The 12,531-nt window shown below is 68.1% G+C and carries 9 protein-coding genes; 6 read left to right on the top strand and 3 right to left on the bottom strand.

Annotated features, from left to right (window positions below; translation table 11 throughout):
- The 5 genes from VGS97_RS00005 to VGS97_RS00025 all read left to right on the top strand — a co-directional run.
- Positions 1–934 (top strand): biotin/lipoyl-containing protein (locus VGS97_RS00005; RefSeq protein ID WP_326851024.1); only part of this gene is annotated, 934 nt, incomplete at its 5' end.
- Complete coding sequence (locus VGS97_RS00010; protein ID WP_326851025.1) at positions 931–1,866, top strand: hydroxymethylglutaryl-CoA lyase; 936 nt, start codon at positions 931–933, stop codon at positions 1,864–1,866. The genes VGS97_RS00005 and VGS97_RS00010, both read left to right, overlap by 4 nt.
- A gap of 23 nt (positions 1,867–1,889) precedes the next feature.
- On the top strand, positions 1,890–3,062 hold the full coding sequence (locus VGS97_RS00015) for an acyl-CoA dehydrogenase family protein (protein ID WP_326851026.1): 1,173 nt from the start codon (positions 1,890–1,892) through the stop codon (positions 3,060–3,062).
- 216 nt (positions 3,063–3,278) lie between these two features.
- Complete coding sequence (locus VGS97_RS00020) at positions 3,279–3,725, top strand: DUF6918 family protein (protein ID WP_326851027.1); 447 nt, start codon at positions 3,279–3,281, stop codon at positions 3,723–3,725.
- A 453-nt stretch (positions 3,726–4,178) separates the two neighbouring features.
- A complete protein-coding gene (locus VGS97_RS00025) occupies positions 4,179–4,778 on the top strand; it encodes a hypothetical protein (protein WP_326851028.1) in 600 nt (199 codons plus the stop codon).
- Here VGS97_RS00025 and VGS97_RS00030 read toward each other — a convergent pair.
- Entirely contained in the window at positions 4,769–8,341 is a 3,573-nt protein-coding gene (locus tag VGS97_RS00030; RefSeq protein ID WP_414641603.1) for a bifunctional [glutamine synthetase] adenylyltransferase/[glutamine synthetase]-adenylyl-L-tyrosine phosphorylase, read from the bottom strand. The genes VGS97_RS00025 and VGS97_RS00030 overlap by 10 nt on opposite strands.
- 226 nt (positions 8,342–8,567) lie before the next feature.
- Between VGS97_RS00030 and VGS97_RS00035 the strand changes: the two genes are divergently transcribed.
- On the top strand, positions 8,568–9,278 hold the full coding sequence (locus VGS97_RS00035; RefSeq protein ID WP_326851030.1) for a TetR/AcrR family transcriptional regulator: 711 nt from the start codon (positions 8,568–8,570) through the stop codon (positions 9,276–9,278).
- Between the two features lie 31 nt (positions 9,279–9,309).
- On the opposite strand, the gene VGS97_RS00040 is transcribed toward VGS97_RS00035, so the two are convergent.
- Complete coding sequence (locus tag VGS97_RS00040; protein WP_349261908.1) at positions 9,310–10,842, bottom strand: alkaline phosphatase family protein; 1,533 nt, start codon at positions 10,840–10,842, stop codon at positions 9,310–9,312.
- A 295-nt stretch (positions 10,843–11,137) separates the two neighbouring features.
- A complete protein-coding gene (locus tag VGS97_RS00045; protein WP_349261909.1) occupies positions 11,138–12,475 on the bottom strand; it encodes a glutamine synthetase family protein in 1,338 nt (445 codons plus the stop codon).
- Positions 12,476–12,531 lie beyond the last annotated feature (56 nt).

The following is a 12,531-nucleotide window of genomic DNA, read 5'->3' on the forward strand; positions in this document are numbered from 1 at the left end:
CGCCGACGACGAGTTCTTCCTGCTTGAGATGAACACCCGGCTCCAGGTCGAACACCCGGTCACCGAGTCGGTCACCGGCCTCGACCTCGTCGGACTCCAGATCCGCATCGCGGCGGGCCAACCGCTACCGCTGCGGCAGGAAGACGTCACGGCTCGCGGACACGCGATCGAGGTCCGCGTCTACGCCGAAGACGCAGAGCACAGATTCCTGCCGCAGGCCGGACGCGCCAGCGTCGTCGCATGGCCTGGTACTGCGCGCACTAACACCGTACGCATCGACACTGCTTTACGTTCGTTCGACGAGGTATCACCGTGGTACGACCCGATGATCGGCAAAGTCACCGGCTTTGGCCACGACCGCGAATCCGCACGCCACGCCCTGCTCAACGCCCTCGCCAACACGCGCATCGACGGCCTGACGACGAACCTCACCTTCCTACGAACCCTGCTCGGCTCGACGCAGTTCGCCGACGCAGCCATCGACACCGCCTGGCTCGACCGCCACCCGGACTTGCCCTTCACAGCACGCCTCGCCCCGGACGGCCCAACGCCGTTCGACCTGCGCGACGGCTGGCGCCTGGCAGGCCCGCCGCTCCCGGCGCGCACCCGCCCCGGGCAGTCCTCAGCAGCCAATTCTTCAGTCAATCGCACCGGCCCCGAAGCAGCAGCGCCCGATGGCATCGTCCGCTCCCCCATGCCCGGCACGGTGATCGCCGTCAAGGTAGCGGCCGGTCAGCAGGTGTCGGCAGGCGAGCCCCTCGGCGTCGTGGAGGCGATGAAGATGGAGCACACACTCACCGCGCCGCACGACGGCGTCGTCGCGCAGGTTGACGCGGCAGTCGGCGACCGCGTCCCGATCGGCGCGCAGCTCTTCGTGATCGACACGGGTCTCATCGACGCCGGTGACTCGGCCGGGAGTGAGGGGTCGTCATGACCGCCCGGCTCCCCCAGGTCTTCCCCCACGCCGGATTGCCCGAGCACGTCACGGTCTACGAGGTCGGCGCGCGCGACGGTCTACAGAACGAGAAGACGACCGTCCCGACCGAGGTGAAGGCGGAGTTCATCGAGCGGCTCGCCAACGCGGGAGCCAGTGTCGTCGAGGCGACCAGCTTCGTGCACCCGAAGTGGGTACCGCAGCTCGCCGATGCCGATGTCCTGTTCCGACTGCTTGAGCACCGTCCGGGGCTGCGTTACCCCGTCCTCGTGCCGAATCTGCGCGGTTATGAGCGCGCACTCGCCTGCGGCGTGCGTGAGATAGCCGTGTTCGCCTCAGCCACTGAGACCTTCGCCCAACGCAACCTCAACACGACTTTGGACGGCGCGCTCGCCGACATCGAAGCCGTGGTCACGCCCGCGATCGAGCGCGGCCTCTGGGTACGCGGGTACGTTTCCATGTGCTTCGGTGATCCATGGGAGGGTCCGGTCGAACCGTCCGCAGTCGCGTCGGTCGTCGAACGCCTGCTCGCGTTCGGCTGCCACGAGATCAGCCTCGGCGACACGATCGGCACCGCGACCCCCGGGCACGTGCGTGCCCTGATCAACCTGCTCGCCGACCGTGGCGTGGATCCTGCGCGGCTGGCCGTGCACTTCCACGACACCTACGGCCAGGCGCTCGCGAACACCTTCGCGGCGCTCCAGGCCGGTATCACCACCGTCGACGCCTCCGCGGGGGGCCTGGGCGGTTGTCCGTACGCAGAGTCCGCCACCGGCAACCTCGCCACCGAAGACCTCGTGTGGATGCTGGACGGACTCGGGATCGACACCGGCATCGACCTGCCGGCCCTCGTCGAGACCTCCCGCTGGATGGCCGACCATCTCGGCCGCCCGGCTCCGTCCAGAGCCGTCCAAGCCCTCACAAAGGGCTGACCCCCGGAATAGGACTGATCACCGTGCTCGATCCGGAACTGCCCGCGGAGTACGAAGAACTCCGCAAGACCGTCGAGGAGTTCGCCCACACCGAGGTCGCCCCGGTGATCGGGGACTACTACGAACGACACGCCTTCCCATACCCACTGGTCGCCGCGATGGGCCGAATGGGGCTGTTCGGCCTGCCGTTCCCCGAGGAGTTCGGCGGAATGGGCGGCGACTACTTCGCGCTCTGCCTCGCCCTGGAGGAACTGGCACGCGTCGACTCGTCAGTGGCCATCACGCTCGAAGCAGGCGTCAGCCTCGGCGCCATGCCCGTGTACCGCTTCGGCACGCAGGCGCAGAAGGAACGCTGGCTGCCGCAACTCTGCGCCGGCGAACGGCTCGGCGCGTTCGGCCTCACCGAGCCGGGCGGCGGCTCGGACGCGGGCGCCACCAAGACCCGCGCGCGTCTGGAGGCCGAAGGCACCGCGGATGCGCAGTGGGTCATCGACGGCGCCAAGTCCTTCATCACCAACTCCGGCACGGACATCACCAGCCTGGTGACCGTCACCGCCGTGACCGGTCCGGACCAGGACGGCCGCAAGGAGATCTCGTCGATCATCGTGCCCTCCGGCACGCCTGGCTTCACCGTCGAGACCGGTTACTCAAAGGTCGGCTGGTGCGCCTCAGACACGCACGGCCTGGCCTTCGACGACTGTCGCGTGCCTGAGGAGAACCTGCTCGGCGAGCGCGGTCGCGGTTACCCGCAGTTCCTGCGCATCCTTGACGAGGGCCGCATCGCCATCGCCGCACTCGCCACCGGCCTCGCACAAGGCTGTGTCGACGAATCGCTGCGTTACGCACGGGAACGCACCGCCTTCGGCCACCGGATCGAGGACTACCAGGCGATCCAGTTCAAGATTGCCGACATGGAGGCGCGCGCCCACACGGCCCGGCTCGCGTATCGCCACGCGGCGGCGCTCCTGGTGACCGGCAAGCCGTTCAAGAAGCAGGCCGCGATCGCCAAGCTCGTCGCGGGCGACGCGGCGATGGTCAACGCCCGCGAGGCGACCCAGATCTTCGGCGGCTACGGCTTCATGAACGAGTTCCCGGTCGCCCGGTTCTACCGGGACGCCAAGATCCTGGAGATCGGCGAGGGCACCAGCGAGGTGCAGCGCCTCCTGATCGCCCGCGACCTCGGCCTGCCCGCCTGAGTCTGAGTCTGATCGAGTGTCAGACCGGCTGCCGCCAAGTCGTCGTCGGGCAATCGGCTCAAGACTCGGAAAGGCGACCCGACTCTCAAGTACGGTAACCTTTGCGGGCCCTGAGTCGGCGGGGCCGCGGTCCCGTACGGGGGCTCATCCGGGCATGTTGCATAGTCACGCGGTTCCCCCCGAGTAAAGCCCCAGACCACAAGGAGTTAAGACGCCATGGCAGCCACGCTTCAGGAGATCCTGCTCACGCCGGATAACCGCCCGAAGGTCGTCGCCGACTGCCAGACGCTGATCGACCAGGAGGTTTCCGACAAGTCGGGCATCTCCGGCACGGCGATCAAGCTGGCCTACAAGACCGTCACCGCCTTCGCGTCCGGCATCATCCACGACGCCGTGGACACGCTGCTGCCGGACTTCGTGGCCAAGCTGGAGCCGTACTACGCGGACTTCGTCGCCTCCGGCGGTTCGGCGTTCGGCGACTTCCTGGCCAAGCAGGGCGCCGAGGTCTCCGAGGCCCTGCTCTCGGTCACCGACGCACGCGCCGCACAGTCGGAGCGCGCCCCGATCAAGAAGGCGTACAACACCGTGCGCCCGAGCGGCGTCAAGAACGTGGAGGCCGCCCTCCCGCGGCTCGGCGCCCTGATCCAGAAGTACACCGGCTGATCGCCCACCGAGAGCAAAGCTCGGCAGAGTTCTGCTATGCCCTGTTCCGCTAGCACTCTTCCGCTGAACACCGCTCTGCCAAGCACTGCTCCACTGAGCTGTCCGGCCAGACGATCTGCCGCCTGACCAGCTGATCCACCGCCAGGTGCCCGGCTCCTACAGCCGGGCACCTGCACTTTTACACCCTTTCTCCAGCCCGACAGCACACTCCGCACTCCCCTTTCGACACCACACCTCGACACCACAACCTCGGCACCACGCCTCAGCAGTACCGCACCTGCGCAGCATCACCCTCGCGAAACCATCCCCACCCCTCGCCATTACTCTCGTGATACCGCCCTCGTGATCACGTTCCAGCAGCTCAACACCCTTTTCTCAACTTCTGTCAGTACCCCCTGTCATAGTCGGTAACTGGACGTCACAGTCCGCCCGCAATCGACCACAGGAGGAAGAATGTCCGCCCCGTCCACCACCGCCCCGCGCAGCTCCGTGTCCGTCATCGAACTCGAAATCGCCTCCGAGGCCGGTCCGGGCTGGCTCGGCTCGGGCGCCGAGCCGGTCACCGTCAGCCTCACCGCCGAGACCGTGCGGTTTGACGAAACGCAACTGCACTTCGTGACCGGCAACACCGTGGTGCGCTCCGTGCCGCGATCCGAGGTGACGGCGCTGACCTGGCGCGGCAGTCCGCCGAGAGGCCGTGCGCCGGGGCCACACCGCAACGCCGGCGTGGTCTGGACCGAAGACGAGCGAGCCCGACTGACCGCCGAGGTACTCGGCGACCTGAGCTGGATCGAGATCAGCCACCGGCACGAGCGCACGGTTTCCGCGGTACGCCGCGAGGCGGTCCGGATGCGCCTCGTCGACGAACTCGGCCGACGACTCGACGCATCACCCCCGAGCACCGTACATCCGAACGCATCGCATTCAATCCCTGCACATTCAGCCTCTACACATCCAAACCCTGCACATCCGAACTCTGCTACAGCACTTACGCCGCCGCGGCCCGCGCCATTCCCGACACAGACCAGACGCACCCCGCCCGATCAGCCGTAGAACAGCCGCTCGAACACAATCCGAGCCCGCCGGGCGCGGCGGCGATGAGCGTCCAGCAACGCCTCATTGTCCAGGTGGTGGCGATCGAGCGCGCCGCTGCCCGCCGAGCCTCCGGCGCCCGCGCCGACTCCGCCTTCGCCGGGTGTCTCTCCAGCATGGTCCCAACCCTCCAGGTAGCGCGCGATCACGGCCAAATCGCGCGCTCCGGTGGGAATCTGATCGGCGGGGCGCCCGCGCGCCAGGGTGATGCCGTTGCGCATCCGCGTCGTCTGACACCAGGCGTCGTCGAGCAGCGACCGATCCCCTTCCACCATCAGCCCGGCATCGACCGCGGCCCCGAGAGCCGCCCGAGTACCGGTGACCCGCAGTGCGGGAACCTGCGCCGCATGCCGCAACTGAAGGAGCTGAGCCACCCATTCGACATCCGACAAACCACCCGGACCCAGCTTCGTGTGCAGCGCCCGATCGGCGCCGCGCGGGAGGCGTTCGGCCTCGACACGAGCCTTGATCCGCCGGATCTCAAGCGCATCGGCCTCGGACAGTCCCTTCTCCGGATACCGGATGGGGTCGATCAACTCGGTGAACCGAGCGCCGACGCCCGCGTCGCCCGCGATCGGAGTGGCCCGCAGCAACGCCTGAGATTCCCAGAGCCGCGACCACCGCTTGTAGTACTCGGCGTACGCGGCCAGGCTGCGCACCAGCGGACCCTGCCGGCCCTCCGGGCGCAGGTCGGCATCGATCAACAGCGGCGGATCGGTGCCGGGCGCCTGCAACAGCCGACGCAACTCATTGGCCAGCTCGAAGGCGAGTGCGGTGGCCTCGTGCTCGTCCGCGCCGTCAACAGGTTCGTGCACGAAGATCACGTCCGCGTCCGAGCCGTACCCGAGCTCGCCTCCACCGAACCGGCCCATCGCGATCACGGCGAGCCGCGTGGGCAACGGCCTGCCGCCCGTCACGCTCACATCCGCGCTCACATCCACACTGACACCCGCGCTCGCGCTCGCCTCTACTTCCACATCCGCACTCGTCCTCGCCCCTACTTCAGCGTCCGGATCCGCGCTCGCGCTGGCACCTGCTTCCGCATCTACACGCTGCTCCGACACACGGGACGCGATATCCGCAGGCCGCCCCGACGTACGGAACACGATCACGGCCGCGAGCGCCGCCTCGATCGTCGCCGCGGTCACGTCCGTCAACGCGCGGCCGAGCTCGTCCAGCGGATCGTTCCCGGCCCCGCCCGCCTGCCCATCACGGATGCCGCCGCCAACACCCGAGGCCACCCGTGAACCAACCGTCGAACCTTCAACGCCAGCACTCCGAATATCGGAACCCTCAATACCGGGACCCTGAATACCAGAACCCTGATTATCAGCCCCCCGAGCACCGGCACTCTGAACACCAGGAAGCGAGTGACCTCGACCATGGCCATTCTCCCGGCCCGCCGTCCCCAGCAGTCCCAGCAGATCGGCGGACACGATACGGAACAGCTCGCGCCTGCGGATCGCCCGCACCGCCGTGACCGCCTGCTCGGAACTGGTGGCCCGCAGGACCACCGCCATCATCTCCGCCTCGATGGCGGCGCGATCGCGCGGCACCAGCGCATTGGTGTCACCGAGCAGCGCGACCGCCCCGGGATCGCGCAGCAGCAGGTCCGGCACGTACCCGCCGCAGGACAGCACCCGAGCCAGCCGCCAAGCCGCCTCGCCCTCGTCCCGCAGCGACCTGAGATACCAGGGCGTCGAACCGAGAGCGTCCGACACCCTGCGGAACGCCAGCAGCCCGGCGTCCGGGTCGGGCGCGTCGGCGAACCAGCCGAGCATCACCGGCAACAGCGTGCGCTGGATGGCCGCGCGCCGACTGACCCCGGTCGCCAGCGCCTCGATGTTCGCCAACGCGCCGGCCGGATCCGCATAGCCGAGCGCCGACAACCGGGCTCGCGCCTCGTTCCCGGAGAGCCGCAGGGCCGGCCCGGAGCCGCTTGGCACCGCCGCCGCGCTGGTGTCGTCCAGCCGGGCCACCGCTGCCAGCAGCGGCCGGTAGAACAACTTCTCGTGCAGTCGGCGCACCTCGCGGGCATGGCCACGCCATGCCTTCCCGAGCTCCCCGGCGGGGTCCATCATCCACCCCATCGAGCGCCCGATCCGGCGCAAGGCCACGGGATCATCCGGCATCGTGTGCGTGCGCTCAAGCCGGAACAGCTGAATGCGGTGCTCAAGCGTGCGCAGAAACCGATAGGCGTCCGCAAGATGCGCGCCGTCCTCGCGTCCTACATATCCGCCGTCCGCCAACGCCTCCAGCGCGTCCAATGTCGCCGAGACGCGCAAAGTCTCGTCACGCCGTCCGTGCACGAGCTGAAGCAGCTGCACCGCGAACTCGACGTCGCGCAGGCCGCCGGGACCGAGCTTGAGTTCCCGGTCAACCGCGATCGAACCGGGCGCGCGGCGCAGCGAATCGGTCGCGTGGTCCACCACTCGCCGCCGCATCGCCTGCACGTCGTCCACGAAGTGCTCGTGCGACGCGGCCGACCACACCAGCGGACTCGTCATCGCGATATACGCCGCGCCCAGCTCTTCGTCACCGGCGACCGGCCGCGCCTTGAGCAGCGCTTGGAACTCCCAGGTCTTCGCCCACCGCTGGTAGTACGCCGCGTGGCTGGCAAGTGTGCGCACCAGCGGGCCGGACTTCCCCTCCGGCCGCAGCCCCGCGTCGACCTGCCAGATCGAGCCCTCCGCCGTGCTGTCGGAACACAACCGCATCATCCGCGACGCCAACCGCGACGCCGCGCGCAGCGCCTCGGCGTCGTCGACCGCTGCCCCGCCGCCTTCGGACCGTACCGGCTCGGCGACGAACACCACGTCCACATCGCTGACATAGTTCAGCTCGCGCGCGCCACACTTCCCCATACCGATCACCGCGAGTCGACACAGCGCGGCGCTCGCCGGATCCTCCGCCGCCGCCACGGCCAGCGCCGCCGAGAGCGTCGCCCCGGCCAGGTCGGCGAGATCCGCCGTCACCACCGAGAGATCCGCCGATGCGGCGACGTCCCTGGCGGTAATCGCCAACAGCGCCCTGCGATACGCGACCCGCAGCGCGTCCTGCGCCGCCAGCCCCGTCACCGCCGCGACCGGCGGCCCAGCCGCGCCAGCCGGCGCCACGCCGACAGCATCGAACATCAGTGCGCGGAATCGATCGGGATCGGGTGCCAGATCCTCGGGCTCGAACTCTTCGAGGACATGCCACGACTCGGGGTGCCGGACCACGAAGTCGCCAAGCGTCCCGCTCACTGCGAGCACGCCGAACAGCCGGTCGCGCAACGGCTTCGAGGCGGCGAGTGTCGCCCGCAGCGTCCACGGATCCGGGCTCGCCTCCAGCAGCCTGCCCACGGTCGCCAGCGCCAGATCGGGGTCTGCGCTGCGGCTGATCGCATCCAGGACCAGCGGATCCCGCCCGAGTTCCCCGAACAGCTCGGAGGTAAGCAGCGCCGCTGCGGCACGAGGATTGCCGAACCCCCGCCGAGCCAGCAGGCTGACCTGGGACTCACGCTCTCGATCCGCGACCACCACCCGAATGTAACCGCCCGCCGCCCGCACCGACACCCGGTCGCCAAAGCTGCGGAATCAGAACTCGCCGGAACGGCCGACCCCATCCCGGAAAGGCGGGCCACCACCGTGGTCTACCCCCGTCTACCCCGGAAACTCCGGATTGCCGAAAATGACGCGAGTTCCAATCCGGTTCGCTCAAAAGAGTCACAGCCCACGCGATTACCCTCCGCTGCGCTACGGTGACGCCATGCGCGACAGCATCCTAGCCTCCGCCCCCGTCCCCCCCTCTGGAACCCCGTCCCAGCGACCCGGCCAAGCGGACCAGGAAAACGCCCCGCAGCACACACTCTCCGGCCGGGTCCGCCACCGTGAACGCAAGACCCTGACCCAAGCGGACTGGATCGAGGCGGCGCTCGACGCCCTGGGACGCGACGGGCTGCGCGCCGTCGCGGTCGAGCCGCTGGCCGAACGGCTCGGCGCCACCAAGGGTTCGTTCTACTGGCACTTCCGGGACCGCAACGCCCTGCTCGAAGCGGCAGTCGCCCAATGGGAGCAGACCGCGACCGACGAACCGACCGCGCGGCTTGAGCGCATCCCCGACGCCTCCGCCCGGCACCGGGCCGCCGTGGCCTTGCTCGCCGACTCGGACCGGGACATGCAGATCTTCATGGTGCTGCTGTGGAACGCCGATCACCCGGTGATCGGCCCGGCCATCAACCGGATCCTGCGCAAGCGGATGGAGTTCTCGCTGCGCCTGCGCGAGCAGGAGGGCGAGGACCCCGAACAGGCTCAGCTGTCCATGACGCACGCCTACTCGGTACTGCTCGGCCTGCAACTGCTACGGCGTGCCGCCCCCCACTTCGTTCCGGAAGGGGGCGACACGCCGCAGGAGCTACGCGATTACATGGCCTCGCTGATCAAGCAGATGGCCGGCCTGCACTGGCCGAACACCGCCTGAGTGGTACGACTCGCGACCGGTCGGCCGACTGTTAGTCGTCGAGGACCGCGCCGGTGGTCGGGTCGAGGAAGATCCGGTCGGCGTCGTGCTTGGAGAAGTCGAACATCGAGTTCAGCGAGCCGGCCACGTTGTCGAACGAGCCGGCACCGGTCGAGCCGGTGCTCCAGTTGTCCTCGATGAACTTCAGGATCGAGCTCTGGTCGGTCACCGAGTGGTCGACGTAGTTGCTCTTCGAGAACGGCGAGATGACCAGCAGCGGCAGGCGCGGGCCATAGCCGCAGCGGTCCTTCTCTCCGCCGAGCGGGGCACGGGACTGGCTGTTGCAGAGGCCGGCGCCGTTGAGCGCGTCGTTGGTCGCCGAGTTCGAGGAGTTCACGTTCGGCGGGGCGACGTGGTCGTACCAGCCGTCCGAGTCGTCGTACGCGATGACGACCGCGGTGCTCTTCCAGTCCTTGGACTTCTCAAGGGCGTTGACCACGTTGACCACACCGGCCTGCTCGTCGGTCGGGTCCGAGTAGCCGGCGTGGCCGTCCTGGTACTCGGCCTGCTTCAGGAACGAGACGGCCGGCAGGTTGTCGGCCGAGACCGCCTGGTAGAAGTTCGACAGGTCGTACTGGTGGTTGGCCGGACCGTTGTGGCCGATCTCCGCGACGGAGGCCGGCGGGGTGTGGTGCACGTTGGCCGTCGACTGGTAGTACTCGAACGGCTCGTGGTGCGGGCTATAGTCGCGGATCGACGCGCCGCCCACGTTGTTGTGCGTCGTGGCGCAGACCGCCTTGCTGGTGGCGGTGGCCGGCGTGCTCGCCGCGAAGCCGCCCTGGAACCAGCCCCAGCTCACGTTCTTGGCGTTGAGCAGGTCACCGATGTTCTTGCCGGTCATGACCAGGTGGTCACTGCCGTTGGCGCAGTCGTCGAACGCCGGGTCGGGGTCGCCGATGACGGTGCCGATCCCGTTCGCGTCCGCGTCGGCCACGACACCCGCGTCGGTGGTCTTCGCACCCGCCGCGGTGACCGCGTAGCCGCCGCCGGTCTCACCCGAGATCAGGTTGACCGCACCGGGGGTCGAGGGGCCGAACACCGTGTCGAACGAGTTGTCGCTCATCGCGTAGTTCTGCGCGTAGTTCCACAGCGCGGTCACGGTGTTGCCGTCGTAGTAGTCCATCACCAGGCCCGGCACGCCCTGGTCGGGCGCCGAACAGGTCTCCACGCCGGTGAACTGCGGGAACTTGTCCGCCAGGCCGTTGTCGTAGGCCTTCTGCTCGGCGGCGTAGCCGTGGCCCTGGTCGCAGGTCAGCGCCTGGCTGGGAGTCAGGCGCGCCGGGTTGACGCCGTTCGGGTTGTTCGTCAGCAGCCCGTTGGCCAGGCCGTTGACCGCCGGGGTGTTCTTCTTGGCGACGAACTTGGTGCCGTCGGTGTTGGCAGCGTTCGGGTAGGTGCCGAAGTAGTGGTCGAACGAGATGTTCTCGTTGAAGATCACCACAAGATGCTTGATCGGCGTGGCGGTTCCATCGCCACCGCCGCTCAGCAGCACTGTGCCACCGTCGCCGGGCTGCGCGGGATTCACGATGTTTCCGTCGCCCCAGCTCGGCTGCGCCAGGGCGAATGTCAGTCCCAGCGCGGCTGCCGCGGCGGTCCCGGCGATCACGGCCGGACGCTTGCCGACCTGCTTGATGGTGCGTGGAAGTTTGGCCACGTCGTCCCCTCCCAATGGATTGCCGAGATCGGGGGTCCTCGGCGATTGGCAGCATCTGCGGTGTAAGAGCTTGCTCTGGTGTGCGGACCTGACGCACACGCACGAGTTACCCACAGGTGAACTTCAGGGAGAGTTCGAGGCACAACCGGGCGTTACCGGTTCGTGATCACAGAACAGGAAGATACCGTTTCAGCTCGAATGGCGTAACCTGACGCTGATACTCGTCCCATTCCGCCCGCTTGTTGCGCAGGAAGAAATCGAACACATGCTCGCCCAGCGTCTCGGCGACCAACTCGCTGCGCTCCATCACCCGAACGGCCTCGTCCAGTGATGCCGGCAGCGGCTCGATGCCCAACGCGCGCCGCTCAGCTCGCGTGAGCGTCCACACGTCGTCATCAGCGCCAGGCGGAAGTTCATATCCCTCTTCGATGCCCTTCATCCCCGCGGCCAGCAGCACCGCGTACGCGAGGTACGGATTGCACGCGCTGTCCAGCGAACGCATCTCCACACGCGTCGACTGGCTCTTGCCCGGCTTATACATCGGCACCCGCACCAGAGCCGAACGGTTGTTGTGCCCCCAGCTGATGTACGCGGGCGCCTCGCCGCCCCCCGAAAGCCGCTTGTACGAGTTCACCCACTGGTTCGTGACCGCGGTGATCTCCCCGGCGTGCCGCAGCAGGCCCGCGATGAACGACCGCCCGACCTTCGACAGCTGGTACTCGGCGCCCGGCTCGTTAAAGGCATTCCGGTCGCCCTCAAAGAGCGACAGGTGCGTGTGCATTCCGGAACCAGGATGCTCATTGAGCGGCTTCGGCATGAAGGACGCGTACACGTTCTGCTCAAGCGCGACCTCTTTCACCACCAGCCGGAAGGTCATGATGTTGTCGGCAGTGGTCAGCGCATCGGCGTACCGCAGGTCGATCTCCTGCTGCCCGGGCGCAGCCTCATGATGACTGAACTCAACCGAAATCCCCATCGACTCCAAGTGGGTGATCGCCTGTCGCCGGAAGTCGTGCCCTACTCCGTGCGGCGTCAGGTCGAAGTACCCGGACGAGTCGACCGGCGTCGGCTCCTCGCCCGCCGCGGGCTGCCCCTTGAACAGGAAGAACTCGATCTCCGGGTGCGTGTAGAAGGTGAATCCCTTCTCGGCGGCCTTGGCCAGCGCCCGCTTGAGCACATACCGCGGGTCGGCGTACGACGGCGTGCCGTCCGGCGTCAAGATGTCGCAGTACATCCGGCCTGTCCCGGGCGCCTCCGCGCGCCACGGCAGGATCTGGAAGGTCGAGGGGTCTGGCTTCACCAGCATGTCGGACTCGTGCACCCGAGCGAAGCCCTCGATCGCGGACCCGTCGAACCCGATCCCCTCCGCGAACGCCTGCTCCAACTCGGCCGGCGCGACGGCGACGGACTTGAGGAACCCCAGCACGTCGGTGAACCACAGGCGGACGAACCGGATGTCCCGTTCCTCCAGCGTCCTGAGGACGAACTCCTGCTGTCGTTCCATGGTCCACTCTCCAGCGTTCAGCTTCTCTGTGTGCAGCCCTGACCGGCAGTAAAGGC

The sequence above is a fragment of the Actinocrinis sp. genome (genome assembly GCF_035946395.1).
In the GTDB taxonomy this organism is placed as follows: domain Bacteria; phylum Actinomycetota; class Actinomycetes; order Streptomycetales; family Catenulisporaceae; genus Actinocrinis.

Bases quoted from the DNA above. Each gene is read 5' to 3' on its own strand.
- VGS97_RS00025 (WP_326851028.1), top strand. From the start codon at position 4,179: ATGTCCGCCCCGTCCACCACCGCCCCGCGCAGCTCCGTGTCCGTCATC.
- VGS97_RS00035 (WP_326851030.1), top strand. From the start codon at position 8,568: ATGCGCGACAGCATCCTAGCCTCCGCCCCCGTCCCCCCCTCTGGAACC.
- VGS97_RS00020 (WP_326851027.1), top strand. From the start codon at position 3,279: ATGGCAGCCACGCTTCAGGAGATCCTGCTCACGCCGGATAACCGCCCG.
- VGS97_RS00045 (WP_349261909.1), bottom strand. From the start codon at position 12,475: ATGGAACGACAGCAGGAGTTCGTCCTCAGGACGCTGGAGGAACGGGAC.
- VGS97_RS00010 (WP_326851025.1), top strand. From the start codon at position 931: ATGACCGCCCGGCTCCCCCAGGTCTTCCCCCACGCCGGATTGCCCGAG.